Below are 23,615 nucleotides of genomic sequence, written 5' to 3' on the forward strand. Positions count from 1 at the left end.
CCTTAATTATATTTAATCAAACAACCACTTTCCTGCTTTAGCTGACTCTATAAGCATATTGATAGTAAATGCAGGTACCGACACCGGTTCCGTCTTTCTGAATGGATTAAGAGAAAAGGGGATGTCCGGAAAGTATGTTTGTATGTTGAATTTCCCTTTGTCGACATTGAATTTATTGAAGAAATCGTTCATTAAATCCTCAGCTTCAAGTTCATCGATACTAAGATCGGATTTGAGGTCGGTATCGCGATTTAACTCAACCTTTCTGATATTGAAAATGTAGGTGCCTGCATAGGGGCGTATCAGTTCGTAAATCTGATGTTCGACATTATCTACCATACTTTATCTCCTCCCCTTGCGATGATGTTGTAGTCTCGAACTGTACGATAGATGATAGCTGAAACATCGGCAGCCAGGATAATTATGCCAATCAGGGGAATGGAGCGCCCGACAAATGTTCCGATGTTACGCACCATGACTCGCTTTGCCGTCCATGGAGTGTAACCACCAAGCCATGTTGGCATTGAAATTCCGAAAGGAAACTTTGTTTTTTTAAACACTTTCCTGGCTGCTTTCGATGCATAGGATGTTCCCAGGGTAGCACCTACTGGTTTGGGACGAGTACCAAGATTGTTTCGGCCGGATATTAGCGAAACGACAGCGCCAAAATCTGCCGCACTGACTGGCAGTGTTTTCACAAAAAATCAAAAACAGAACTTCTGCCTCGTTGAGATTAGATTTTCCAGCGTAGAAATAGGTTCCATTTAGCTCTTCTGTCGTGTCCAATTATCAATCCTTTGGTGGGTATATGAGATGGAGGATATGGACTGTTTTGAGGGGCGTCTATAAGTGATTTGTTGATTTTTAAGGGTGGGGATATGTTTATAGTTGGTAAGGATGGTGCAGAAGTTTATGCGTATAGAACTCTGTATGACCAGGGATTGATACGATGAACACGCTCGCCGAGCTTTGCAATTACCTTTTTAAATAATAAATGTACTGAGTAATTTCTAATCCCGTTAGTCAATTGCGGCGAACAGCAGGTTAGTATTGAAGATTTCAGTCATGTAGTGAAAGGCAACCGCATGGCTGCGGTCGGTTTCAACAGACTTCAGGGCGGCGATGCTCTGGTGCTCAGTTAACCGTGCTTTACGCATGACGATCACCTCAGGTCAACGTTATCAGTAAGCTGGAAGATCTCTGAAAGTGAATAGTACGTTTAGCGGAGAATTTTAAAAGCCATGAACGTGCGTTTTATAGACAAAAAATGCGCAATAAACATTCATGCAATTGCCCTGATTCTTATTTAGGAGTAGCCTGTCGTTGATTCTAGTTAAAATATAAGGATATGTGTATGTCAGAATCAGTAATGGTAGTCAATGCAACCGCCCCTCCAATCCCGACCACTTCAACTGCCCCGTTCGTTGGGGGGCCGCCTCTTAATGGCCATATGGAACAATATATTGCCATGCAAATGACACAGGAATGTGAAAATGGCACGTAAACAATAAGAATTATTGATTGGATAAAGGACTATTTGGATAAAAACAAAAATTCTGCGAACATTCATTATTGGTTGCAACGTGCTGCTTATGCAGATGATCGTCGAATCCGGTTTACCTCAGAGATGCTTTGGACAAACTACCAACATGGCAACACTAACTTCAAACCAGAAGATCAGGTTAATCTAAGCGGTTCTGCATTTGGCCCCCTGGCTGCGCTTTATCACTACATTTTTGGCAATGGTGAGTCTATGTCGGTTGAACTAGACCAGTTAAGTTTTGAGTTCACAAGCTCAGCCATGACGCCATTAGAACGGATTCTAAAATCAGATCAGATTGGAACTTTTAACATAACAAATGGCTCATTCGGCTATGATTTCAGGAAGAGTTCTCGTTGGGAGTGGTTGATGTTGGGTGGCATATCGTTGCAAACAACTGGAACAGTGACAATCGATAAAGGCGGAAACTGGACCTACAATGGTGTGGTGTTTGGAACCAAAGATATTTATGACGCAAATAAAGACCCTTCGCGAGGCGGCTTAGGTGAGAAACTAACAGATATACTTAGAGCCACCAATGGAACCAGTTATGACATTTATCTAAAAGGTCAACGTGAAGTCCATATGAAAGGAAAGAAGTAATAGTTGAAAAGGCCATGTGACATGGTCTGGCCTTTTTTTATTCCTCACCGTATTCTACATCATTAAGGTCGGCACACCTCGGCATTGCAACGTATTTTACTCCGGGCCTACTGGTCAATGTAAAAGGCACATAAGCCATAGTGTCTTGTATAGAAACTCGTGAGGTGTCTATTATCACATCTTCTCTCTTTAAATTGAATCCAGGAAAGGCACTGTTCTTCTTGTTAGTAAGGTTAGCAACAACCGATTTAGCTACGACAGAAGGGGTCAAAAACTTGCAAGCATCTTCATCCTCTTTCACGGAATTTCTAAAAGAGTAATCAACGTATAAACTAGCAGCACCAATAAATGCCAAAGATAGTAAACTAATTCCCAATATTTTTTTCATTTGCACTCCAAAATGGTAGTCTTCTAAAAATAATGATAATTACTTACAGCTACATGTAAAGAAAAAAATCTAAATGTTACTCTACGAAGTTTCTATGAGGTAGTTATCCCCTAATCATCTTCAATACCGTATCAATCTACTAAATAAGGTGGCGAACGATAACCGCCAGCTCCCCGCCAATCTTCGCCAGCAGCTGCGGGTCGCGTTCGCTGGCCGGTATGGCGTCCGGGAACGGCAGGATAAACCGGCGGCGGGATACGCCCCCGCTGCGGTCGCTGAAGCGCGTCGGGTTGTTGTTCACCGCCAGTATCATCGCGGGGGTAGAGGTGGACCAGGCATTGTCGTACTTCGGGTCTGTCGCCACTTTGCCGCCACCGCTGATGGCCTTGATGCCCGCGCCATCGCTTTTGGTCGGGGAGGATACTCAGCGAGAAGCCCGCCACGCTGGCGCGCTAAACGGAGATTAATGGCGGCCCAGATAGTGTCCTTTACTGTCTCATTACACTGCTTTTTTGCTGGCTGGCATCACTTTTCAATCTACAACCAGCTGATAATAAAGATAATCATGGTTTTCACAAGACACAAAAAAGCCCGCAAAGCTTTCACTTTGCGGGCTTTCAGGACTTCTGAACGGACGATTCTGGTATCGCCGTCGAAGAATTTGGTGGAGCTGGCGGGAGTTGAACCCGCGTCCGAAATTACTACACCGTCGGCACTACATGCTTAGTCAGTCTTTACATTCGCCGGTCAGCTGCGGACAGACACGCCACTGACAGACTAGCCTGATTAGTTTTAGTGCTTCAGCCCCAGGCAAGGCTTCCACACGATCTCTTTTGGGTTTGACCTCTCTTGATCCCCGTCTTAAGAGCGGAAGCTAGGGAGAGAGGGCTCAGAGCAGGGTATTAAGCTGCTAAAGCGTAGTTTTCGTCGTTTGCGACTATTTTTTTGCGGCTTTTAACGAGGCAAACCGCCCCTCGGCATGCTCCTAGGGCTACGCAAATCCCGTCGAATCCAGAATCAGCCCCAAGTACTGTTTAGCAGTATAACAGCAAAACCTGTCGCTTTACCAGAGGCTTAGCGATTGGCGTGCTTCATAATGCGTGCTTTGTCTAATTTCCACTCACGTTCGATGATGTCATCGCGCTTGTCGTGCTCTTTTTTACCCTTCGCCACGCCGATTTTCAGCTTGGCCCAGGCGTTCTTCCAGTACATCGACAGCGCCACCACGGTGTAACCTTCGCGGTTGACCTTACCGAGGATGGTGTCGAGCTCGCGCTGCTTCAGCAGCAGCTTGCGGCTGCGCGTCGGGTCACACACTACGTGGGTAGAGGCGCCGATCAGCGGCTGGAAGGTGGAGCCGAACAGGTAGGCTTCACCATCGCGCAGCATAATGTAGCTGTCGCTGATGTTGGCCTTACCGGCGCGGAGCGTTTTGACTTCCCATCCCTGGAGCGAAAGCCCGGCTTCGAACTCTTCTTCAATGAAGTATTCGTGGCGGGCGCGCTTGTTCTGGGCAATGGTCGCGGAACCGGGTTTATGTGCTTTTTTCTTTGTCATAGTGCCACTTAGTGTACATGAAACGGTGGTTTTTGGCATCCCCCGTCATCTGCCCTGCGGGGGGAACAGGGTATTCTAGCAGATGCCAGGCTGGAGAGAATTTTTGTTTGATTGTCGTCAATGGTATTATTTAGGTGTTCTATGTATAGACAGGAATCAATATGTCACAGATTAGTCGCTCCGCACTGGTGCCGTTCAGCGCTGAGCAGATGTACCGGCTGGTAAACGACGTGGACAGCTACCCGGCGTTTTTACCAGGTTGTACCGGCAGCCGGGTGCTGGAATCCAGCCCGCAGCAGATGACCGCTTCGGTGGACGTGTCCAAAGCCGGCATCAGTAAAACCTTTGTTACCCGCAATACGCTGACCGACAACCAGAGCATCCAGATGCAGCTGGTTGACGGGCCGTTCCGCAAGCTGAGCGGCGGCTGGCGCTTTACGCCGCTGAGCGACGAAGCCTGCAAAGTTGAGCTGAACCTCGACTTTGAGTTCACCAATATGCTGGTTGAGCTGGCGTTTGGCCGCATCTTTAAAGAGCTGGCCAGCAGCATGGTGCAGGCGTTTACCCAGCGAGCGAAAGAGGTCTACAGTGCCTGATATTGCTGTGGAAGTGGTCTACGCGCTGCCGGAGAAGCAGTATCTCTACAGCGTGAAGGTGGCGGAAGGCAGCAGTGTAGAGCAGGCGATTATCGCCTCCGGTCTGCTGGACCTGCGCAGCGACATCGATCTGCAGCAGAACAAGGTGGGGATATTCAGCCGCCCGGTAAAGCTGCAGGACGAAGTGCAAAGCGGGGACCGCATTGAGATCTACCGGCCGCTGCTGGCCGATCCGAAAGAGCTGCGCCGCCAGCGCGCCGAGCGCGCGGAAAAAAAATAAGGCGCCAGGCGCCTTACTTTTAAACTCTTATCGTCTGCCGACCGTCACCGACGGCGGTTCAGCCTTCTGACTTGCTCAGGGCGGCTTTGTTGTCGATATTGGTCAGCGTGCCGTTGCTGTCAAAGGTCAGCGTCAGGGTCTGCTGCTTCACCGGCTCATGGCCTGGCTGCTGGCGGAACACGTAATACCAGACGTTGCTGCCGAACGGGTCGTGCATCATTGGCGTACCCAGGGCGTAAGCAACCTGCTGCTGGTTCATCCCGGTATGGATCTTGGCAACGTCAGTGGCAACCAGGTAGTTCCCCTGATTGATATCAGGCCGGTAAACCACTCGCTCCAGAGTGGAACATCCGGCGGTCAGCATCAGAGCAACCACCGCCGCAGCAGTCAGCGTTTTACAGCGCATAAGTATATTTATTCCTTTGTGGCTTTGGGTATCCCGGCAGGGCAGGGATAGCGATCGGTTTACGACTACGATACCAGCGTAATATACACGTCATCATTCAGGCGATGATAATAAACCTTTCCGCAGTTTAAAACCTCTGCGAAGCAACGATATGACCACAAAGCGAAAGAAAAGTGCCATCGTCAGGCGGCTAACAGCTCGCGGGCGTTGGCCAGCGTGTTGCGCGTGACCTCGCTGCCGCCCAGCAGACGGGCCAGTTCCTGCAGGCGCGCACGTTTATCCAGCGCGTGCATCTGCGTTTCGGTCATCTCGCCGTCGGTCTGTTTGCTGACGAAGAAGTGCTGGTGCCCGCAGCCCGCCACCTGCGGCAGGTGGGTAACGCACATCACCTGGGTCGACTCGCCGAGCTGGCGCAGCATTTTACCGACCACCGCCGCGGTTGGGCCGCTGATTCCTACGTCCACCTCATCGAAAATCAGCGCCGGCGTGTCCATCTTACGGGCGGTGATCACCTGAATCGCCAGCGCGATGCGCGACAGCTCGCCGCCGGAGGCGACCTTCGCCAGCGGCTGCAGCGGCTGGCCGGGGTTGGTGCTGACGCGGAAGTCGATGCGGTCCGCGCCCTCGGCGGTCAGCTGCTCCGGGTTAAACTGCAGGTCGATGCTGAAGCGGCCGTGCGGCATCGACAGGGTGTGCATGCTTCCGGTGATCAGCTCGCTCAGCTCGGCGGCGAAGTGCGCGCGGCGCTGGTGCAGATCATCGGCGCAGCTCAGCGCCGCGGCGTGGTGTTCGCTCACCGCCTGGCTCAGCTCCTCCTGGTCGCTCTCCTGCTGGTCCAGCGCCTGCTGTTCCGCCAGCAGCTGCTGGTAGAACACCGGCAGCTCTTCCGGCGTGACGTGGTGCTTGCGCGCCAGGTTGATCTGTTTCGACAGGCGCTGCTCCAGCTCGTGCAGGCGGTTCGGGTCGAGATCCAGCCGGTCAACATAGTGGCGCAGCTCGTCGCTGGCTTCGCTAATCTGAATCGCCGCCTCTTCCAGCATGCTGTACACGCCGTTCAGGCGGTCATCCAGCTCGACCAGCTCTTCCATCAGCTGGCGTGCGGTGTACAGCTGGCGTTGCAGGGTGAGGTCTTCACCGTCGGCCAGCATCATCAGCGCCTGCTGGCTGGTTGACAGCAGCTGGCCGCTGTTGGCCAGCCGCTTGTACTCTTCGTCAATCTGCTCGTACTCGCCGCTCACCGGCGCGAACTCGTTAAGTTCTTTTAGCTGGTACTGCAGCAGCTCGCGGCGGGCTTCACGCTCCTGCGCCAGCTGCTGATGGCGGGCGAGGGCGCGGCAGCTCTGGTGCCACTGGCGGTAGCGCTGCGCCATATTCTGCACCAGCAGCGTTTCCCCGGCGTAGGCGTCGAGCAGGGCTTTCTGGTGGTCGGGCTTCAGCAGCAGCTGGTGCGCATGCTGGCCGTGGATCTGAATCAGCGTCTGGCTCAGCTCGCGCAGCTGGGAGAGCGGCACCGAGGTGCCGTTGATAAAGCCGCGCGAGCGGCCGTCGGTGCCGATCACCCGGCGCAGCAGGCATTCGCCGCCGTCGTCAAGGTGGTTATCCTGCAGCCACTGTTGCGCGGTCGGGGTATCTTTCAGCGAGAAACGCGCGCAGATGTCGGCCCGCGCTGCCCCCTGGCGCACCATATCTGCCTCCGCACGGCCGCCAAGGCACAGCCCGAGCGCGTCAATCGCAATCGATTTACCCGCGCCGGTCTCGCCGGTGATCGCCGTCATGCCGCGCTGAAAGTCGATCTCCAGCTCGCGAACAATCGCGAAATTACTGATGGTCAGTTGTGCCAGCATAGTCATCTTCCTGTATAGAAAAACAGATATGGTTTTTCATACAGTATATACTGGTTTTATAACCAGTAAAGATGACAATGCAAAAATCAGAATGATTTTTTTGACCAGCCGAGTTTAGAGCTCAGCGTATTGAAATAGCTGTAGTTTTTCGGGTGAATCAGGTTCAGGTGGTAGTCGCTGCGGCGGATCAGTACGTCTTCCCCTTCCTGGATCGGCAGGGCGATCTGGCTGTCGCAGCTGATCTCCAGGTCGCTGCGCATATGAGAAAAACGCAGCCGGATGGTGCTGCTGCTGTTGATCACCAGCGGGCGCGCCGAAAGCGTGTGCGGGAACATCGGCACCAGTGCGATGGCGTCCAGCGTCGGCGACAGAATCGGCCCGCCGGCGGAGAGCGAGTAAGCGGTGGAGCCGGTTGGGGTGGAGATAATCAGGCCGTCCGAGCGCTGGGAAAACGCAAAGATCTCATCAATGTAGACCTCGAACTCGATCATATGCGCCACCTTGCCGGGGTGCAGTACCACTTCGTTGATGGCAGTGCCGATGCGCGGCGAGCCGTGCTGGCGGCACACCTGCGCCTCCAGCAGGAAGCGGCTCTCGGTGAAGTATTCACCGTCCAGCACGTCGGCCAGCTGCTGCTGCGCGTTGTCGGGGTCGAGATCGGTCAGGAAGCCGAGGTTGCCGCGGTTAATGCCGATCACCTTAATATCGTAGCGCGCCAGCACCCGTGCGGCACCGAGCATATTGCCGTCGCCGCCCACTACCACCGCCAGATCCGCCTGGCGGCCGATCTCGGCCAGGGTGCCGGTGGCAACGCCGCTCAGTTTCAATTCGCGGGCGATCTGTTGCTCCACGATCACCTGATAGCCGCGCGCGGTCAGCCAGCGCCAGAGCATTTCATGGGTGGTGAGCGCGGTAGGGTGGCGCGGGTGGCCGACGATCCCGATGCAGTTGAACGGATTATTCATGTTGCTGGCGTTCCTTACGAGGAAAAGTCCCCCGGTAATGTAACTGGTTCCCTTGAAACCGCGATTCTGATCCCCATAATAAGCCAACCAGCGACATGATTATGCACAAACGCGGAGAAATTCATGAGTAGTAAAGAACAGAACACACCAAACGAGCAAGTCTCAGACGATATCGAGATGGAGCAGGCGCAAACCCAGGACGCAGAGACGGCAGCAGAAGGCGTGGATCCGCGTGATGAGCGTATCGCTGAGCTGGAAGCACAGCTGGCGATCTCCCAGGGCGGCGTGCGTGAAGCACAGCTGCGTGCCCAGGCCGAGATCGAAAACATCCGCCGCCGCACCGAGCAGGACGTGGAGAAAGCCCACAAGTTCGCGCTGGAGAAGTTCGCGAACGAACTGCTGCCGGTGATCGACAGCCTCGAGCGCGCGCTGGAAGTGGCCGATAAGACCAATCCTGAGCTGGCTTCAATGATCGAAGGTATCGACCTGACCATGAAGTCGCTGCTGGGCGCGGTGCGCAAGTTTGGCGTGGAAGTGGTCGGTGACGTGCACGTGCCGTTTAACCCGGACGTTCACCAGGCGATGTCGATGATGGAATCGGAAGAGGTTGCCCCGAACCACGTGCTGATGGTGATGCAGCGTGGCTATACCCTGAACGGTCGCCTGCTGCGCCCGGCCATGGTGGCGGTCTCGAAGGCCAAGGCCTGATGACGCCCCCTCCCGCCGCCCGGCGGGAGGGACGATCCCGGGTTGGCCGTACGGCCAGCCCGGTTGATAAATCCCTGGTACGATGGGCTAACGTCCTGACCGACGATTGGCGATATCCATGTGCGACGGACTGATGTCCAGCCGTCAAGGTGGATAACACCCGAGTGACAGGGCTGATGCCCAACTCAACGGTTGTGCTCTGCTCCGGCTAACCTCAGCCGTGCGCTGCTTCCACCTTAAACACGCGGATCGCCTGCGACAGCTGTGCCGCCTGCTCCTGCATCGAGTGTGCCGCCGCCGCGGACTCATTGACCAGCGCCGCATTCTGCTGGGTGACCTGATCCATCTGCACGATCGCCTTATTGATCTCATCAATGCCGCTGCTTTGCTCGGCGCTGGCGCTGGAGATCTCCGCCATAATCGCCGTGACGTTGTTAACGCTGGCCAGCACCTCATCCATGGTTGAGCCGGCGGTCGCCACCTGGCGGCCACCCTGATCCACTTTCGCCACCGAATCTTCGATCAGCTGCGCAATCTCTTTCGCCGCCGAGGCCGAGCGCTGCGCCAGGCTACGCACTTCTGAGGCCACCACGGCAAAGCCGCGGCCCTGTTCGCCGGCGCGCGCCGCTTCCACCGCCGCGTTCAGCGCGAGGATATTGGTCTGGAAGGCGATGCCGTCAATCACGCTGATGATATCGACGATCTTGCGCGACGAGCCGTTAATCATCTCCATGGTGCTGACCACCTGACGCACGGCGTCGCCGCTGGCGGTGGCGACCTGAGAGGCCTGCGCCGCCAGCGTGTTAGCCTGGCGGGCGTTGTCGGCGTTGAGCCTGACCGTGGCGGTCATCTGCTCCATCGCTGAGGCGGTCTCTTCCAGCGAGCTGGCCTGCTGCTCGGTGCGGGAGGAGAGGTCCAGATTGCCGGCGGAGATCTGGCCGGAGGCGGTCGCGATCAGGTCGGTGCCGGAGCGCACTTCGCTGACGATCTGCAGCAGGTTTGCGTTCATATTTTTCAGCGCCTGCATCAGCTGGCCGGTTTCATCCGCCGAGTGCACGGTAATGGTGGTGCGCAGATCGCCGGCGGCGACGTTCTCCGCCACCGTCACCGCTTCTCGCAGCGGGCGTACGATCGAACGTGTCAGGAACACGCCCAGCAGCACGGCGGCGATAATCGCCATCGCCGAGAAGAACAGCGTTACCTTAATCGCGGTACCGGCGTCGGCCACCGCGGTTTTTCCCTCCTGCTGCAGCTGCTGCGACTGGGAGTCGGCAAAGCTGACCACCACATCCAGGAAGGCGTTCTGCGAGGTGGTGATGCTGCGCAGCACAAACTCTTTCGCCGCCGCCACATCGCCGCTGCGTACCAGCACCGCAAGCTGGTCGCGCGCGATATCATATGACGCTGCCGCGTCCTTCACCGCCTGAATTTTCTTTTTGCCGACCACGGAGGTCTGCAGCGTCGCGATGCGATCGATCGCCGCGTTAGTTCGTGCGATGGACTGTTCCATCTGTGCAAAACGCTTGTTATTGCCCGCCTCGTTGCCGGTATCCAGCACCAGCCCGCGCAGGAATTTAATCTGATCGTTCACCCCGTCGCGTACCTCAAACGCCAGCCGCACTTTGGCGTAGCGATCGTTGACGATGCTGTCGATGGTCTGATTGATATGGTTGATTTTATTCACCGCGGTGGCGCTGACGATGATTAGCAGCAGGATGACCAGGCCGAACGCAGCACCGAGCCGCGCGCCGACGCGCATATTTTTAACGAATGACATTGCAGGTTTTCCCTAAGGTTGGACTTAACAGGAAGCATCGGGTGGCTTCTCTTGCAGAATGCATCGGCACCCATAAGGAAAACTTGATATGCGTCAGTGAGCAATCTCACGTTTTTAGGTGAGGAAATGTAAATGGTGGTTTAAACGGCGAGCGTGGAGCATGCAATAAGGGAACGGGGAACGGGGAACGGGGAACAGGGGGCAGGGAACAGGGAACGGGGAACAGGGAACAGGGAACAGGAAACTGTGAGCAATAGTACAGGGGGTGGGGCATCCGCAGCGACACGATGTACGCGGCTGGCCTGCTGCAAAGGTTGGTGCAGCAGGCCGGTACTGCGTCGGATCGGCGAAATCAGATCTTGAGCATTTTTACCGTGGCATCCACGTCAATCTCATCCTGCGAGAAGATCAGCGTGGTGCCCTGGAAGGTGGTGATTGCCAGCTTTTTGAGCGTGCGCATCTCTTCGGCAGCGGCTTCGGCTTTTGGCCGGATATTGCTCATCAGCAGACCCACCGACAGCACGGTGTTCTCTTTATCGATGCGCGGATCGGCCGGCACCTCTTCGCTGTAGACCAGATAAGACTTGATCGAGGTGAGCTTCAGGCGCTCGCCGGCAATGTAGATGTACTTACCTTCTGCCGCCACCTTCACCGCAAAGGCAGATAAGCCTTTGTTGTTGGTGGTAGGCTCAAAAGTCACCGCCGCATCTTTCTTGATCAGCTCCGGGTTGGCGACCTTGATCACATGAAAATAACGATTATCGCCGTTTTCATCTTTGATAAAGCCAAAACCTTTATCTTTAAACCAGGTTGTGATCGTTCCGTTCATCGCCATTGTTGCCTACTTATAGAGTTAATCTGATCGGTTATTACGGCACATAGTGTAAAACACAATGCCGGCGCAGACCACGCCTTTGCTTACCACATCAGATCGTCTGGCACCTTAAAGTCGGCGTACGGGTCGTCTTCATCCTGTTGTTCCTCGGTCAGCGCGCTGTGTAACACGATGCTGCTGGCATCGCGCTGGGCGATTTTTTCGGCGACGATGGCCGGGATGATCGCGTAGTGGCTGTCAGCGCTGCCATCCACCGTCAGGCGCGCGATGGCGAGGCGGCCGTTAATCAGCTGCGTCTGGGTCGGCTTATCGACGGCGATTTTTTTAATCAGATTGCCGTCGGTGAAGTTAAAATCGATGCTGCCTTTGTTGATGCTGATGCGGTTCATCTCAATCAGCTGCTTAACCTGGGCTTTGAACTCTTTCGCCAGCGTCGCCTGCTTCTGCTGCTCGCTCAGCTGCCTGTCACGCTCCTGCTGGGATTTTTTATTCTCTTCCACCGCCTCTCTCGCTTCGCGCGCCTGCACGCGGGATTTTTTGGCGGTTCTCTGCACCTTGGCCACTTTCTTGCTGGAGACCAGGCCGGCTTTAAGCATCTGCTCTTGTAAGGTTAGTTTTGTCATCTTGGTATCTGGATCCGTTGAAATTTTGTGGAATTATTCCGGCAGTACCGGCTGCCAGTCAATCGGCGTTTCGCCGTGTTCGCTCAGCCAGCGGTTGGCCTGCGAGAAGTGCCCGCTGCCGAAGAAGCCGCGGTGGGCCGAGAGCGGCGACGGGTGCGGCGCCTGCAGCACGTGGTGGCGCTGGCGGTCGATAATGCTGCCCTTCTTCTGCGCGTGCGAGCCCCACAGCAGGAACACCACGCCTTCGCGATGCTGGTTGATGGTGGCGATCACGTTGTCGGTAAAGGTCTCCCAGCCGAATTTGGCGTGCGAATGCGCCTGACCGCCTTCCACCGTCAGCACGGTGTTGAGCAGCAGCACGCCCTGGCGCGCCCAGCTCTCGAGGAAGCCGTGGTTCGGCCGTTCGAAGCCGGGGATATCGGTAACCAGCTCTTTATACATATTCACCAGCGACGGCGGTACGGCCACGCCGGGCAGCACTGAAAACGCCAGCCCGTGCGCCTGGTTCGGGCCGTGATACGGATCCTGGCCCAGAATCACCACCTTTACCGCGCCCAGTTCGGTCAGGCGGAAGGCGTTAAACACGTCCTTCTGCGGCGGGTAGACGGTCTTACCCGCCGCCCGCTCCGCGCTCACCTTCGCCAGGGTTTCACGGAAGTAAGGTTTCTCTTTTTCCTCAGCCAGCACGTCGTGCCAGGTCATGGTATTGACCATTACCCTCTCCTTATCAAAAACAATCCGGCTAGCTTAACGTGGTTTGCCTGAGCGGGACAGATTGATTTGCGTCAAAACGCCGCGGGCGGCGGGCTGGTATACAGGTAGGCTCAACACATTGGCCGCAGAATGACGGTGGCGGAATGCCTCCGCTGCCGCCCGGCCCGGAGGATTAAGATGATTAGCGGAATTCAAATTACCCACGCCAGCAATCAGGACCTGCTCAACTCGTTCTGGCTGCTGGACAGCGACAGCGAGCAGGCGCGTTGCCTGTGCGCCAGAGCCGGTTACCAGCAGGACCAGCTGGTGGCGATCGCCGAACTCGGCCCGATCGAGTACCGTGAGCTGCCGCTGGAGATGAAGCCACAGGTGAAAATCGAGGGGGGCCAGCATCTTAACGTGAACGTGCTGAGCCGTGAAACGCTGGAAGAGGCGGTCAAGGATCCGGAAAAATACCCGCAGCTGACCATTCGCGTCTCCGGCTATGCGGTGCGCTTTAACGCGCTGACGCCTGAACAGCAGCGCGATGTCATTACCCGTACCTTTACCGAAAGCCTGTAAGCCCGGGCGCTAACCACGCCACAACATACGCGGCACCGCAGGTGCTGGCCGGATCGGGTCAGCGCCTGCGGTGCCGTTTTTCGGCTACGCTCCGCGTCGGCCCGCTGGTTAACCTGCCAGACGCTGGCCGTTCGGGTTATCGCACGGACAGAGCTGGGTTAATCTGCCAGACGCTGGCGGTTCAGGTTATCGCACGCACGGGGCTGGTTAATCTGCCAGACGCTGGCCGGTCAGGCCACCGCGCTGCGGGCGTGAAACTGCCTGCGCCACCCGGTGGGCGTGGTGCCCAGCTGCTGGCGAAAGTGATGGCGCAGCGCGCCGGCGGAGCCGAAGCCGGCCTGTTCCGCCACCCGGTCAATGCTCAGCCCGCTGCCTTCCAGCAGGGCGCAGGCTCTCTCCAGCCGCACCTTCAGCATCCACTCGCCCGGCGTGGTGCCGGTGGCGTCCTGAAAACGGCGCAGAAAGGTGCGGCGGCTCATGCCCGCGCGCGCGGCCAGCTGCTCAATCACCATCGGCGTGTTGAGATGGCTGCGCAGATCGTCCAGCAGCGGGGCCAGCGTTTTCGGTGACTTTGCCACCGGCTGCTGCAAAAACTGCGGCTGGCTGCCTTCGCGCAGCGGCGGCGTCACCATCCGCCGCGCGGTGCGGTTGGCTACGTCAATGCCGTAGTCGCGGCGGATCAGGTACAGGCACAGGTCAACGCCGGCCGCGCCGCCGGCCGAGGTGATAATGCTGCCCTCATCGACGTAAATCATCCCGTGCTCCACCTGCACGCGGGGGAAGCGCTGCGCCAGCACCTCGGTGCTGTTCCAGTGGGCGGTGGCCCGTTTGCCGTCCAGCAGCCCGGCGGCCGCCAGCACGAAGCTGCCCGCACAGATGGCGACGATGCGGCTGCCCGCCCGGTGCGCCTGCTGCAGCGCGGCGATCAGCGGGGCGGGGGGCGTATCGTGGATGCTGCGCCAGCCGGGTATCACGATGGTGCCGGCCCCGGCCAGCTGCTCCAGCCCGCCGTCGACCATCACCCGCACGCCGCCCTGCGCGGCGAACGCCCGCTCTTCCGCTGCGGCCACGCACAGCTCATACAGCGGCGCGCCGGTGACCTCGTCGGCGCGGCCAAAGGCCTCTACCGCCGTACCAAATTCAAAGGTGCACAGGCACTCATAGGTCAGTAACACCAGCCGTCGGTTAAGCGGGGCAGGGAAACAGGCGGGCTGCGGGCGGGCGGACGGGAAGGTTGTCATCTCGCGAATCATCGTCAGGTTGGCATAATCTTGACGATACATGGCATACCCGCGCATTTCCACCGCGCCGCGAATCTTTCATGCTGGCAGCCTGTTTTCGTTTCCAGGATTGTATGATGAAAAATATGTTGGCTCTGATCGCCGTGTGTCTGGCGGCGCTGATGTCGGGGCTGGAGATCTCCAGCGTGCCGGTGATCTCGCCGGTGCTGGAGCAGCAGCTGCACGCCAGCTTCCGCGAGCTGCAGTGGGTGATGAACGCCTACACGCTGGCCTGCACCACGGTGCTGATGGCGACCGGCACGCTGGCCGACCGCTTTGGCCGCAGGCGGGTGTTTATGATCGCCATAGCGGCGTTCGGCCTGACCTCGCTGCTGTGCGGGCTGGCCGGCAGCGTCGGCTGGCTGATCGTCGGCCGCTTCCTGCAGGGGCTGAGCGGCGGCGCGATGCTGACCTGCCTGATCGCCATCCTCGCCACCCAGTTCCCTGAGGGCCGTGCCCGCAGCCGGGCGTTTGCCGCCTGGGGGATCACCTTCGGCCTCGGGCTGGGCTTTGGCCCGATCGTCGGCGCGCTGCTGGTGGCGTGGTTCAGCTGGCAGTGGGTGTTTCTGGTGCACGTGTTTATCGCCGTGGTCACGCTGCTGCTGGCGGCGAAAAACGTGGTCGAATCGCGCGACGCCCAGGCGCAAAAGCTCGATCTCGCCGGGCTGCTGACCCTGTCGCTGACGGTGATGGGGGCCACTTATCTGATTACCCAGGGCAGCAGCCTCGGCTGGCAGAGCGCTTACGCCTGGGGGATTTTGCTGCTGACGGCGGTCAGCGGGCTGGCCTTTATCCGCATCGAACGGCGGCATCCGCACCCGATGTTCGACTTCAGCGTGTTCCGCATTCGCCGCTTTTCCGGCGCGCTGATGGGCTCGGTGGGGATGAACTTCAGCTTCTGGCCGTTAATGATCTATCTGCCGATCTGGTATCAGAGCGGGCAGGGGTATGGCAACGTGGAGACCGGGCTGGCGCTGCTGGCCTATACGCTGCCGACGCTGCTGATGCCGCCGCTGGGCGAGAAGCTCACCGCCCGCTACGGCGCTGAGAAGACCATCCCGCTGGGCCTGTTCGCCATCGCCATCGGCTTTATGCTGATGTACCTCGCCGTCGCGCTGCAGCTCAGCCTGCTGCCGGGGGCGCTGATCGCCGGCGCGGCGCTGGGGCTGACCAATACGCCGGTCACCAACACCACTACCGGCTCGGTGCCCGGCGACCGCGCCGGCATGGCCTCGGGCATTGATATCAGCGCCCGGCTGATCACCCTGGCGGTCAATATCGCGCTGATGGGCAGCCTGCTGGTGGCCGGGATTAACGCCAGCCTGCGGCGGACGCTGCCGGAGGTCGGGGATGCCGCCGCGCTGGCGGAGCGTATCGCCGGTGGTGCGGTGGTGCAACTGCCGCAGGGGATCGCCAGCCGGGCACTGGCTGACGGCTTTAGCGGCCTGCTGCTGTACGGCGCCGCCGGCGTCGCGGCGCTGGCGCTGGCCAGTACGCTGCTGTTCAGCTGGCGGGTTAAACGGGCGGATGGCGATAAGGGGCAGCCGCCACAGGATGAAGACCGGGCGGCTCGTCTGACCGCCTGTGAGGATAACGTCTCCGGGTAACAGCACTCTGCGTGGGATAAAGCCCGACGGGTTCACCTGCGGGGGATAAGGATAATGCCGCCGGTTAGCCGCACCCTTTGCGGGATGACGCGCGACCGGCTTGCTTAGCGGCGTCAGGGGATATCGCCACTGGGTTACCGGGCAGCATGCAGGGATAAAAAAACGGGAGGAGCCGCGCGGCAAAGGCCGGGCTGCTCCTCCCGTCAGGTCACCGGACGGAACCGTGCGGTGCAGGGAAGGGCGTGATGCCTTCAGGCGGAGAGATTACTTCGCGCCGTCGGTTTTTGCAGCGGCAGGTTTGCGGCGCTTACCAATGTTCTTGGTGTCGCGGTGACGCTCCTTAACGCGCGGCTTCTCTTCCGCTTTCTTCTTGTCTTTCTCTTGCTGGCGTTTGGCCTGCACTTTCTTCGACGGCTTGCCCTGCAGCTTTTCGCTCGGCGCGCGGGTCACCGGGCGCAGCTCATCAACGGTACGCGACTTCAGCGGCTCGTTGATGTAGCGGCTGATTTTGCCCAGCAGCAGCTGATCGTGCGCTTCCACCAGTGAAATCGCGATGCCTTTCTTACCGGCGCGGCCGGTACGGCCGATGCGGTGCAGGTAGACGTCGGCGGTCAGCGGCAAATCGAAGTTGAACACGTGGCTGACGTCATCGATATCGATGCCGCGTGAGGCGATATCGGTGGCGACCAGCACGTTAACCCGGCCATCTTCCACGCGTTTGATCGCTTCGTTACGCTTGGCCTGCACCAGCTCCCCTTCCAGGTAGCTGTTGTTGATGCCGGCCTCGCGCAGCACGCCGCACAGCTCGTGCACCCGCTCGCGCTTACGCACGAAGATCACCGAACGGGTCACTTCCTCCTGCTTCAGCAGGTGCAGCAGCAGCGCGACTTTGTGTTTGTAGTCATCCGCGCGGTAGTACCACTGCTGGATCTTCTTACGTTCGCGGCGCGCCGGGTCGGCTTCGATCTCAACCGGTTCTTTCAGGATGCGCTCGGCAAAGTCTTTGATCGCTTCGCCTTCCAGCGTGGCGGAGAACAGCAGGGTCTGCTTGCGCCAGCGGGTTTCGGCCGAAATGGTTTCGATATCCTGGGCGAAGCCCATGTCCAGCATGCGGTCCGCTTCATCAAGGATCAGCGTTTCAACCGCGCGGCAGTCAAAGTTCTCTTCCTTAATGTACTGCAGCAGGCGTCCGGTGGTGGCGACCACGATATCCTGGTTTTCGCTGAACACTTCGGCGTGGTTCATATAGGCCACGCCGCCGGTGATGGTGGCGATATCCACATGGGTATTTTTCGCCAGCGCGCGCGCGTCATCGGCGACCTGCATCGCCAGTTCGCGGGTCGGAACCAGGATCAGAATGCGCGGCGGGCCGGATTTTTTACGCGGGAAGTCGATCAGGTGCTGCAGCGCGGGCAGCAGATAGGCCGCGGTTTTGCCTGTACCGGTTGGTGCCGAACCCAGAACGTCGCGACCCTCCAGTGCTGGCGGGATCGCCGCGGCCTGAATGGCAGTAGGGCGTGTGAAGCCTTTTTCCTGCAGGGCTTCCAGCAGGCTCTCGTCGAGTTCGAGTTCGGAAAAAGTGGTTACAGTCATGGTCTTCCTCAGTTTGGGGCGCTGATTATAGACAGATTGAACGCGATCTTCATCTGTTTGTCGCGGGTTAATGACTTTTCCTTCGCCGCAGATTGTCCTATGCTAGCGCCGTTTCTCTTTCAGGTCAGTCAAATGTCTCCACAGAAAGCCGCGCTGCGCGCTAACGGTTTCACCTTTAAACAATTTTTTATCGCCCACGATCGCTGTGCTATGAAGGTCGGCACCGACGGCGTGCTGCTCGGTGCCTGGGCACCGGTGGCCGGCGTGCAGCGGGTGCTGGATATTGGCTCCGGCAGCGGGCTGATCGCGCTGATGCTGGCGCAGCGTACCGCCGCCGACGTGCAGATCGATGCGGTTGAGCTGGATCCGGCCGCCGCCGGGCAGGCGCAGGAGAACGTTGCCGCCTCGCCGTGGCCGTCGCGGGTCAGCGTGCATCAGGCGGATATCCTCAGCTGGGCGCAGCAGTGCGCGCATCGCTATTCGCTGATCGTCAGCAATCCGCCTTACTTTACGCCGGGGTCGGCCTGCGCCAGCGACGAGCGCGCCGCCGCCCGCTCGACCACCACGCTGACCCATGAGGCGCTGTTGACCTGCGCCGAGAACCTGATCGCCGAAGAGGGGTTTTTCTGCGTGGTGCTGCCGGAAGACGCCGGCAGCCGGCTGGTGGCGCTGGCGCAGCAGCGCGGCTGGCACCTGCGTTTTCGCACCGACGTGGCGGATAACGACACCCGCCCGCCGAACCGCGTGCTGCTGGCGCTGTCACCTACCCCCGGCGAACAGCTGCTGGACCGCATGACCATCCGCGGCGCGGATAACCACTATTCTGAGGCGCACTGCAGCCTGACCCGCGACTTCTATCTGTTTCGCTGATCGGGGCTAAGAATGGTCGGGCTGATGTCGTCGAGCGTGGCGGGGTAGTCGAGGGTAAAGTGCAGCCCGCGGCTCTCCTTGCGGGCCAGCGCACAGCGCACCATCAGCTCCGCCACCTGCACCAGATTGCGCAGCTCCAGCAGGTTGTTAGAGATGCGGAAATGGGCGTAATACTCGTCGATTTCATGCTGCAGCAGGGCGATGCGCCGCAGCGCGCGCTCCAGCCGCCGGGTGGTACGCACGATGCCGACGTAGTCCCACATAAACAGCCGCAGCTCGTGCCAGTTATGCTGGAGAACCACCCGCTCGTCGGCGTTCTCTACCTGGCTCTCATCCCATGCGGGCAGGTCGCTGACCAGCGGCGTCTCGGCCAGCCGCTGGCCGATATCCTCCGCCGCCGACCAGCCGTACACCAGGCACTCCAGCAGCGAGTTTGAGGCCAGCCGGTTCGCGCCGTGCAGCCCGGTATAGCTCACCTCGCCGATCGCATACAGCCCGTTAACGTCGCTGCGCCCGCGCTGGTCGACCATCACCCCGCCGCAGGTGTAGTGGGCGGCGGGCACGATCGGGATCGGCTGGCGGGTGAGATCGAAGCCCAGCGTCAGCAGCTTTTCACAGATGGTCGGGAAGTGGGCGCGGATAAAGTCCGCCGGCTGGTGGCTGATATCCAGATACATGCAGTCGGCACCCAGCCGCTTCATCTCATGATCGATGGCACGTGCCACGATATCGCGCGGGGCCAGCTCGCCGCGCGGGTCAAACTCCGGCATAAAGCGCGTGCCGTCCGGGCGCAGCAGCAGCGCCCCCTCGCCGCGCAGCGCCTCGGTCAGCAGGAAGTTGCGCGCCTCGGGGTGGAACAGGCAGGTGGGGTGAAACTGATTAAATTCCAGGTTGGCCACCCGGCAGCCGGCGCGCCACGCCATGGCGATGCCGTCGCCGGAGGCGACGTCCGGATTGGTGCTGTACTGATAGACGTTGGCCGCGCCGCCGGTGGCCAGCACCACCGCCCGCGCCGCGCAGCGCTCGACCACTTCCAGATTACGGTTCCACACCCACGCGCCGACCACCCGCCGCTCACCGGGCAGGCCGAGTTTATCGGAGACGATCAGGTCGACGGCGTTGCTGCGCTCCAGCACGCGAATATTCGGGTGGCTTAACGCCTGGCTGACCAGGGTAGTTTCCACTGCTCTGCCGGTAGCGTCGGCGCTGTGCAGGATGCGGCGGTGGCTGTGCCCGCCCTCGCGGGTCAGATGGTAGAGTGACGGGGCGTTCTCGGTCATATCCCGGTCAAAGGGCACGCCGCGGTCGATCAGCCACTGCACGCAGTGGCGCGCGTTGCCGGCAATAAACGCCACCGCTTCGCGTTCGCACAGCCCGTCTCCGGCGATCAGCGTGTCCTCAACGTGGGACTCAATGCTGTCGGTTTCATCAAACACCGCCGCAATTCCGCCCTGCGCGTAGAGGGTTGAGCCTTCGCTGAGCGGCCCCTTACTCAGCACGGTCACCTGGTGGCGTTCCGCCAGGCGCAGCGCCAGCGACAGCCCGGCCGCGCCGCTGCCAATAATCAGTACGTCACAGCAGTATTCAGAGGTCTGGGTCATGTTGTTTAATTTACTAAACAGGTTGTTTGCTGAGCATAACACCCATTGTGGCGCGGGAACATGGCTTTTTTTTCAGCAGTCACCCCGCCGTTTCAGGGCGTGGCACAGCCTCGCCCCGGCAAAACGGCTGCAGAATGCTATTATCTGCTGAGTGACGTTTACTATGGTGAACCGTGGTAAATCAACAAGATTAGAGGGTGAAAAATGGGGCCTGTTGCGTTACTCTGCGGCGTCAATGCCACGCCTGCTCCCCACCGGGTGCGGGGTGAAGCGCAGCAGTGGCCAGCAGAACGGCTAAAATGCATAAAAAAGTCAGCCCTTCTGCAAAAGCGCACCTGTGGCATCACAAAAATAATGGCGTAACGGAACTAACCAGAGATACCTGACTCAAAACCCCTGCTTGCTCGAAAAAAAAGATAGTGGGTTTACACTGGGAGTTCAGTTACGCGTGGAAAATGATTTGGGGAGACCTTACCTCGGATGAGCGAGCAGATAACGGATCAGGTCCTCGTTGAACGGGTACAAAAAGGCGATCAGAAGGCATTCAATTTACTGGTAATCCGTTACCAGCATAAGGTAGCCAGTCTGGTTTCCCGCTATGTTCCCTCAGGAGATGTACCTGACGTAGTTCAGGAGTCGTTTATTAAGGCCTATCGCGCGCTGGAGTCGTTCCGGGGTGATAGCGCTTTCTATACCTGGCTCTACCGGATTGCCGTCAACACGGCCAAAAATTACCTGGTTGCCCAGGGGCGCCGCCCGCCGTCCAGCGATGTCGATGCGATCGACGCTGAAAACTTTGAAAGTGCGGGGGCACTGAAAGAAATTTCGAACCCTGAGAACTTAATGTTGTCAGAAGAGCTGAGACAAATTGTTTTTCGTACCATCGAGTCTCTACCCGAAGATTTGCGTATGGCGATTACCCTGCGCGAGCTTGATGGTCTCAGCTATGAAGAGATAGCCGTTATCATGGACTGCCCGGTAGGCACCGTACGTTCACGAATCTTTCGGGCCCGTGAAGCTATCGATAATAAAATTCAACCGCTTATCCAACGCTAGCGATAGCGGACACAGGAAGGGTATTGAGGCATGCAGAAAGAACAACTTTCCGCTCTGATGGACGGTGAGAGCGTTGATAACCAGCTGCTGGCTGAATTATCACAAGACGCATCACTCCAAAAAAATTGGGAAAGCTATCATCTGATCCGCGATACACTCCGCGGTGATGTGCCACAGCTGCTCAATTTTGATATCGCTGACCGCGTGGCGGCAGCGATCGAGCAAGAACCTGCACAGCGCATTACGCATCTGATTACGGAAGAGCAGCCAAAGCCGGCTGACGTCGCCGCGATGCCGTTCTGGGGGCGCGTGCGTCCGTGGGCCGCGCAGATCACTCAGGTTGGCCTGGCGGCCTGCGTCTCACTGGCGGTGATCGTTGGCGTGCAGCAGTATAACAAGCCGGTGCAGCAGTCTGTCGATACACCGGTGTTTAACACCCTGCCGGTGATGGGGCAGGCCTCTCCGGTCAGCCTGGGCGTGCCGACCGACAACGCCATCAGCGGCAATGCTAACCAGCAGGTTCAGGATCAGCGCCGCCGGGTTAACGCCCTGCTGCAGGATTACGAACTGCAGCGCCGCCTGCACGCTGACCAGCTGAAGCTAGATCAAAGCCCTGAACAGCAGGCCGCTGCCCAGGTCCCTGGTAATCAGTCGTTAGGAATGCAGCAGCAGTAATGAAGCAACTTTTGTGTGCCGTCAGCCTGCTGGCTGGTGGCCTGATTTACTCTACTGTCGCCCCGGCGCAAACCGCGCCTGCGGCGCTGTTACAGCAGATGGAACAGGCCAGCCAGTCCCTCAGTTATGAATTCGCCTATATCAACGTTTCCCGCCTGGGGATCGAATCTCTGCGCTATCGCCATGCGGTAATCGGCAATAAAACCTACGCCCAGCTGCTGCAGATGGATGATGAGCGTCGTGAGATCATCCAGCGCGGTAGCGAAATCAGCTATTTTGAACCGGGGCTGGAGCCCTTCACCATGACCGGCGACCACATCGTGGATTCTCTGCCGGCGCTGGTGTATGCCGATTTTCAGAAGCTGGCCGCCAGCTACGATTTTGTGCCGGTTGGCCGTATGCGCATGGCTGACCAGCTGTGTGAGATGATCCGCATCGTCTCGCGCGACGGCACCCAGTACGGCTACATGGTGTGGCTGGACAGCGACACTAAGCTGCCACTGCGCATCGACCTGCTGGATCGCGACGGTGAAACCCTCGAACAGTACCGGGTGATCAGCTTCGCCGTCGACCAGGGTGTCAGTAAGGCGATGGCCGGGCTGGAAACCGCGCAGATGCCGCCGGTGCTGGCGGTACCGGCCGGCAGCCAGGTGAAGTTCAACTGGCAGACCGGCTGGCTGCCCGCCGGCATGAAACAGGTGGCGCAGAACCGCCGCCAGCTGCCGTCGCTGAACCGTCCGGTGGAGTCGCGTCTCTACTCTGACGGCCTGTTCAGCTTCTCGGTGAACGTCACCATGGCCGATAAAAACAGCGCACCGCAGCAATTGCGCACCGGGCGTCGTACGGTGCAGACGGTTGTGCGTAATAATGCGGAGATCACCGTGGTCGGCGAACTGCCGCCGGCCACGGCCAAACGCATCGCTGACAGCATTACTTTAGGTACCGCACCATGATGAGAGAATGGGCCACGGTGGTTTCGTGGCAAAACGGCGTCGCCACGTTGCACTCCGAAATAAAAACCTCCTGCAGCAGCTGCTCTGCCCGTAAAGGTTGCGGTAGCCATATGCTCAACAAGCTGGGGCCGAAAAACGCCCACGTGATGACCGTGGCCAGCGCCGAGCCGCTGATCCCTGGCCAGCGAATCGAACTGGGCATTGCCGAAGCCAGCCTGCTCAGCTCCGCGCTGCTGGTCTATATGACGCCTCTGCTGGGGCTGTTTATCGTCGCCGGCCTGTTCCAGCTGCTGTTTCACAGCGATCTGGCGGCGGCCAGCGGCGCGCTGCTGGGTGGCACGGGCGGCTTTATCGTCGCCAGAGGTATCTCCGGCCTGCTTGGCCGGGCCGCCGCTTACCAGCCGGTGATCCTCAGCGTCGCGCTGCCGCCGGATGCGATTAGCGTCATCACCGATGCCTGAGTTCGCGCGGTGTCTCCGGTTGCTCATCGCTGCCGCAGACACCGCACCCAGGTCAGACATTTCGCTCCAGTCATTTACACCGCTGCATCACGGCTTCCTGAACCGATCCCACAGCGACGCAT

The 23,615-nt window shown here is 58.6% G+C and carries 25 protein-coding genes, 1 other RNA gene and 2 pseudogenes; 11 read left to right on the forward strand and 17 right to left on the reverse strand.

Annotated elements, in window-relative coordinates; all coding sequences use genetic code 11:
* Positions 1-12 precede the first annotated feature (12 nt).
* From GKQ23_RS06695 to GKQ23_RS06705, 3 genes and pseudogenes are all read right to left on the reverse strand, one after another.
* Positions 13-339 carry a DUF1493 family protein gene (locus tag GKQ23_RS06695; RefSeq protein WP_212410099.1) on the reverse strand — a complete coding sequence of 109 codons (327 nt, stop codon included), beginning with the start codon at positions 337-339 and terminating at the stop codon, positions 13-15.
* Positions 333-786 (reverse strand): annotated as a pseudogene (locus GKQ23_RS06700) (STM2901 family protein). The gene GKQ23_RS06695 and the pseudogene GKQ23_RS06700 overlap by 7 nt, the downstream one beginning before the upstream one ends.
* 233 nt (positions 787-1,019) lie before the next feature.
* Positions 1,020-1,157: a hypothetical protein gene (locus GKQ23_RS06705; RefSeq protein ID WP_212410100.1), complete on the reverse strand. Its 138-nt coding sequence runs from the start codon at positions 1,155-1,157 to the stop codon at positions 1,020-1,022.
* Between the two features lie 380 nt (positions 1,158-1,537).
* On the opposite strand from GKQ23_RS06705, the gene GKQ23_RS06710 reads away from it, so the two are divergent.
* Positions 1,538-2,143 carry a lipid II-degrading bacteriocin gene (locus GKQ23_RS06710; RefSeq protein WP_212410101.1) on the forward strand — a complete coding sequence of 202 codons (606 nt, stop codon included), beginning with the start codon at positions 1,538-1,540 and terminating at the stop codon, positions 2,141-2,143.
* A 37-nt stretch (positions 2,144-2,180) separates the two neighbouring features.
* Here GKQ23_RS06710 and GKQ23_RS06715 read toward each other — a convergent pair whose 3' ends face one another.
* The 4 genes and pseudogenes from GKQ23_RS06715 to smpB form a co-directional block, all read right to left on the reverse strand.
* Positions 2,181-2,531, reverse strand: a complete 351-nt coding sequence (locus GKQ23_RS06715) for a hypothetical protein (RefSeq protein WP_212410102.1) — start codon at positions 2,529-2,531, stop codon at positions 2,181-2,183.
* Between the two features lie 142 nt (positions 2,532-2,673).
* Positions 2,674-2,983 (reverse strand): annotated as a pseudogene (locus GKQ23_RS06720) (DNA primase); the annotation flags it as partial.
* A gap of 210 nt (positions 2,984-3,193) precedes the next feature.
* Positions 3,194-3,556: a transfer-messenger RNA gene (gene ssrA / locus GKQ23_RS06725) on the reverse strand.
* Between the two features lie 49 nt (positions 3,557-3,605).
* Positions 3,606-4,088: an SsrA-binding protein SmpB gene (smpB, locus tag GKQ23_RS06730; RefSeq protein WP_056238748.1), complete on the reverse strand. Its 483-nt coding sequence runs from the start codon at positions 4,086-4,088 to the stop codon at positions 3,606-3,608.
* Positions 4,089-4,249: 161 nt separating this feature from the next.
* Between smpB and GKQ23_RS06735 the strand changes: the two genes are divergently transcribed.
* Positions 4,250-4,684: a type II toxin-antitoxin system RatA family toxin gene (locus GKQ23_RS06735; protein ID WP_056238750.1), complete on the forward strand. Its 435-nt coding sequence runs from the start codon at positions 4,250-4,252 to the stop codon at positions 4,682-4,684.
* Positions 4,677-4,964, forward strand: coding sequence for an RnfH family protein (locus GKQ23_RS06740; protein ID WP_056238755.1), 288 nt, complete (start codon positions 4,677-4,679; stop codon positions 4,962-4,964). Before GKQ23_RS06735 ends, GKQ23_RS06740 begins: the two co-directional genes overlap by 8 nt.
* A 58-nt stretch (positions 4,965-5,022) precedes the next feature.
* Here GKQ23_RS06740 and bamE read toward each other — a convergent pair whose 3' ends face one another.
* The 3 genes from bamE to nadK all read right to left on the reverse strand — a co-directional run bounded on the left by bamE (position 5,023) and on the right by nadK (position 8,179).
* On the reverse strand, positions 5,023-5,370 hold the full coding sequence (bamE, locus tag GKQ23_RS06745) for an outer membrane protein assembly factor BamE (RefSeq protein WP_056238758.1): 348 nt from the start codon (positions 5,368-5,370) through the stop codon (positions 5,023-5,025).
* Between the two features lie 182 nt (positions 5,371-5,552).
* Entirely contained in the window at positions 5,553-7,214 is a 1,662-nt protein-coding gene (gene recN, locus GKQ23_RS06750; protein ID WP_212410103.1) for a DNA repair protein RecN, read from the reverse strand.
* An 86-nt stretch (positions 7,215-7,300) separates the two neighbouring features.
* Positions 7,301-8,179, reverse strand: coding sequence for an NAD(+) kinase (nadK, locus tag GKQ23_RS06755; RefSeq protein WP_056238763.1), 879 nt, complete (start codon positions 8,177-8,179; stop codon positions 7,301-7,303).
* Between the two features lie 123 nt (positions 8,180-8,302).
* Between nadK and grpE the strand changes: the two genes are divergently transcribed.
* Positions 8,303-8,887 (forward strand): nucleotide exchange factor GrpE, encoded by a 585-nt coding sequence (gene grpE, locus GKQ23_RS06760; RefSeq protein WP_056238766.1) that lies wholly within the window; start codon positions 8,303-8,305, stop codon positions 8,885-8,887.
* 214 nt (positions 8,888-9,101) lie between these two features.
* Here the strand turns inward: grpE and GKQ23_RS06765 are convergent, their stop codons facing one another.
* The 4 genes from GKQ23_RS06765 to ung all read right to left on the reverse strand — a co-directional run bounded on the left by GKQ23_RS06765 (position 9,102) and on the right by ung (position 12,836).
* Positions 9,102-10,664: a methyl-accepting chemotaxis protein gene (locus GKQ23_RS06765; RefSeq protein WP_212410104.1), complete on the reverse strand. Its 1,563-nt coding sequence runs from the start codon at positions 10,662-10,664 to the stop codon at positions 9,102-9,104.
* 352 nt (positions 10,665-11,016) lie between these two features.
* Positions 11,017-11,499: a cold-shock protein gene (locus GKQ23_RS06770; protein ID WP_212410105.1), complete on the reverse strand. Its 483-nt coding sequence runs from the start codon at positions 11,497-11,499 to the stop codon at positions 11,017-11,019.
* A gap of 83 nt (positions 11,500-11,582) precedes the next feature.
* Complete coding sequence (locus tag GKQ23_RS06775; RefSeq protein WP_056238775.1) at positions 11,583-12,122, reverse strand: DUF2058 domain-containing protein; 540 nt, start codon at positions 12,120-12,122, stop codon at positions 11,583-11,585.
* Positions 12,123-12,155: 33 nt separating this feature from the next.
* On the reverse strand, positions 12,156-12,836 hold the full coding sequence (gene ung / locus GKQ23_RS06780) for a uracil-DNA glycosylase (protein ID WP_056238778.1): 681 nt from the start codon (positions 12,834-12,836) through the stop codon (positions 12,156-12,158).
* A gap of 177 nt (positions 12,837-13,013) precedes the next feature.
* Between ung and grcA the strand changes: the two genes are divergently transcribed.
* Complete coding sequence (grcA, locus tag GKQ23_RS06785; protein WP_212410106.1) at positions 13,014-13,397, forward strand: autonomous glycyl radical cofactor GrcA; 384 nt, start codon at positions 13,014-13,016, stop codon at positions 13,395-13,397.
* A 230-nt stretch (positions 13,398-13,627) separates the two neighbouring features.
* Here grcA and GKQ23_RS06790 read toward each other — a convergent pair whose 3' ends face one another.
* On the reverse strand, positions 13,628-14,638 hold the full coding sequence (locus tag GKQ23_RS06790; RefSeq protein WP_212411627.1) for a helix-turn-helix domain-containing protein: 1,011 nt from the start codon (positions 14,636-14,638) through the stop codon (positions 13,628-13,630).
* 116 nt (positions 14,639-14,754) lie between these two features.
* On the opposite strand from GKQ23_RS06790, the gene GKQ23_RS06795 reads away from it, so the two are divergent.
* On the forward strand, positions 14,755-16,284 hold the full coding sequence (locus GKQ23_RS06795; protein WP_212410107.1) for an MFS transporter: 1,530 nt from the start codon (positions 14,755-14,757) through the stop codon (positions 16,282-16,284).
* A gap of 264 nt (positions 16,285-16,548) precedes the next feature.
* Here GKQ23_RS06795 and srmB read toward each other — a convergent pair whose 3' ends face one another.
* Positions 16,549-17,877, reverse strand: a complete 1,329-nt coding sequence (gene srmB / locus GKQ23_RS06800) for an ATP-dependent RNA helicase SrmB (protein ID WP_056238790.1) — start codon at positions 17,875-17,877, stop codon at positions 16,549-16,551.
* A gap of 132 nt (positions 17,878-18,009) precedes the next feature.
* Here srmB and GKQ23_RS06805 point away from each other — a divergent pair, with 132 nt between their 5' ends.
* Positions 18,010-18,747, forward strand: coding sequence for a tRNA1(Val) (adenine(37)-N6)-methyltransferase (locus GKQ23_RS06805; protein ID WP_101506687.1), 738 nt, complete (start codon positions 18,010-18,012; stop codon positions 18,745-18,747).
* Here the strand turns inward: GKQ23_RS06805 and nadB are convergent.
* Positions 18,732-20,348 carry an L-aspartate oxidase gene (gene nadB / locus GKQ23_RS06810; RefSeq protein WP_212410108.1) on the reverse strand — a complete coding sequence of 539 codons (1,617 nt, stop codon included), beginning with the start codon at positions 20,346-20,348 and terminating at the stop codon, positions 18,732-18,734. The two genes, GKQ23_RS06805 and nadB, sit on opposite strands and share 16 nt — an antisense overlap.
* Positions 20,349-20,828: 480 nt before the next feature.
* Here nadB and rpoE point away from each other — a divergent pair, with 480 nt between their 5' ends.
* Genes rpoE through rseC form a run of 4 tightly spaced genes read left to right on the forward strand, consistent with a single transcriptional unit; the run spans position 20,829 to position 23,493 of the window.
* The gene (gene rpoE, locus GKQ23_RS06815) at positions 20,829-21,404 is read left to right on the forward strand and encodes an RNA polymerase sigma factor RpoE (protein ID WP_056238795.1); all 576 of its coding nucleotides are present in this window, start codon (positions 20,829-20,831) and stop codon (positions 21,402-21,404) included.
* 30 nt (positions 21,405-21,434) lie between these two features.
* Positions 21,435-22,079: an anti-sigma-E factor RseA gene (gene rseA, locus GKQ23_RS06820; protein WP_101506445.1), complete on the forward strand. Its 645-nt coding sequence runs from the start codon at positions 21,435-21,437 to the stop codon at positions 22,077-22,079.
* Positions 22,079-23,032 (forward strand): sigma-E factor regulatory protein RseB, encoded by a 954-nt coding sequence (gene rseB / locus GKQ23_RS06825; protein ID WP_056238805.1) that lies wholly within the window; start codon positions 22,079-22,081, stop codon positions 23,030-23,032. Before rseA ends, rseB begins: the two co-directional genes overlap by 1 nt.
* Positions 23,029-23,493, forward strand: a complete 465-nt coding sequence (gene rseC / locus GKQ23_RS06830; protein WP_056238808.1) for a SoxR-reducing system protein RseC — start codon at positions 23,029-23,031, stop codon at positions 23,491-23,493. The genes rseB and rseC overlap by 4 nt, the downstream gene beginning before the upstream one ends.
* Positions 23,494-23,615: the final 122 nt, after the last annotated feature.

The sequence above is a fragment of the Erwinia sp. E602 genome (genome assembly GCF_018141005.1).
Lineage (GTDB): Bacteria > Pseudomonadota > Gammaproteobacteria > Enterobacterales > Enterobacteriaceae > Erwinia.

Excerpts from the sequence above, each read along its gene's own strand:
- GKQ23_RS06695 (WP_212410099.1), bottom strand. The coding sequence starts at position 339 with ATGGTAGATAATGTCGAACATCAGATTTACGAACTGATACGCCCCTAT.
- GKQ23_RS06705 (WP_212410100.1), bottom strand. The coding sequence starts at position 1,157 with ATGCGTAAAGCACGGTTAACTGAGCACCAGAGCATCGCCGCCCTGAAG.
- GKQ23_RS06715 (WP_212410102.1), bottom strand. The coding sequence starts at position 2,531 with ATGAAAAAAATATTGGGAATTAGTTTACTATCTTTGGCATTTATTGGT.
- smpB (WP_056238748.1), bottom strand. The coding sequence starts at position 4,088 with ATGACAAAGAAAAAAGCACATAAACCCGGTTCCGCGACCATTGCCCAG.
- GKQ23_RS06735 (WP_056238750.1), top strand. The coding sequence starts at position 4,250 with ATGTCACAGATTAGTCGCTCCGCACTGGTGCCGTTCAGCGCTGAGCAG.
- bamE (WP_056238758.1), bottom strand. The coding sequence starts at position 5,370 with ATGCGCTGTAAAACGCTGACTGCTGCGGCGGTGGTTGCTCTGATGCTG.
- recN (WP_212410103.1), bottom strand. The coding sequence starts at position 7,214 with ATGCTGGCACAACTGACCATCAGTAATTTCGCGATTGTTCGCGAGCTG.
- nadK (WP_056238763.1), bottom strand. The coding sequence starts at position 8,179 with ATGAATAATCCGTTCAACTGCATCGGGATCGTCGGCCACCCGCGCCAC.
- grpE (WP_056238766.1), top strand. The coding sequence starts at position 8,303 with ATGAGTAGTAAAGAACAGAACACACCAAACGAGCAAGTCTCAGACGAT.
- GKQ23_RS06765 (WP_212410104.1), bottom strand. The coding sequence starts at position 10,664 with ATGTCATTCGTTAAAAATATGCGCGTCGGCGCGCGGCTCGGTGCTGCG.
- GKQ23_RS06770 (WP_212410105.1), bottom strand. The coding sequence starts at position 11,499 with ATGGCGATGAACGGAACGATCACAACCTGGTTTAAAGATAAAGGTTTT.
- GKQ23_RS06775 (WP_056238775.1), bottom strand. The coding sequence starts at position 12,122 with ATGACAAAACTAACCTTACAAGAGCAGATGCTTAAAGCCGGCCTGGTC.
- ung (WP_056238778.1), bottom strand. The coding sequence starts at position 12,836 with ATGGTCAATACCATGACCTGGCACGACGTGCTGGCTGAGGAAAAAGAG.
- grcA (WP_212410106.1), top strand. The coding sequence starts at position 13,014 with ATGATTAGCGGAATTCAAATTACCCACGCCAGCAATCAGGACCTGCTC.
- GKQ23_RS06790 (WP_212411627.1), bottom strand. The coding sequence starts at position 14,638 with ATGACAACCTTCCCGTCCGCCCGCCCGCAGCCCGCCTGTTTCCCTGCC.
- GKQ23_RS06795 (WP_212410107.1), top strand. The coding sequence starts at position 14,755 with ATGAAAAATATGTTGGCTCTGATCGCCGTGTGTCTGGCGGCGCTGATG.
- srmB (WP_056238790.1), bottom strand. The coding sequence starts at position 17,877 with ATGACTGTAACCACTTTTTCCGAACTCGAACTCGACGAGAGCCTGCTG.
- GKQ23_RS06805 (WP_101506687.1), top strand. The coding sequence starts at position 18,010 with ATGTCTCCACAGAAAGCCGCGCTGCGCGCTAACGGTTTCACCTTTAAA.
- nadB (WP_212410108.1), bottom strand. The coding sequence starts at position 20,348 with ATGACCCAGACCTCTGAATACTGCTGTGACGTACTGATTATTGGCAGC.
- rpoE (WP_056238795.1), top strand. The coding sequence starts at position 20,829 with ATGAGCGAGCAGATAACGGATCAGGTCCTCGTTGAACGGGTACAAAAA.
- rseA (WP_101506445.1), top strand. The coding sequence starts at position 21,435 with ATGCAGAAAGAACAACTTTCCGCTCTGATGGACGGTGAGAGCGTTGAT.
- rseB (WP_056238805.1), top strand. The coding sequence starts at position 22,079 with ATGAAGCAACTTTTGTGTGCCGTCAGCCTGCTGGCTGGTGGCCTGATT.
- rseC (WP_056238808.1), top strand. The coding sequence starts at position 23,029 with ATGATGAGAGAATGGGCCACGGTGGTTTCGTGGCAAAACGGCGTCGCC.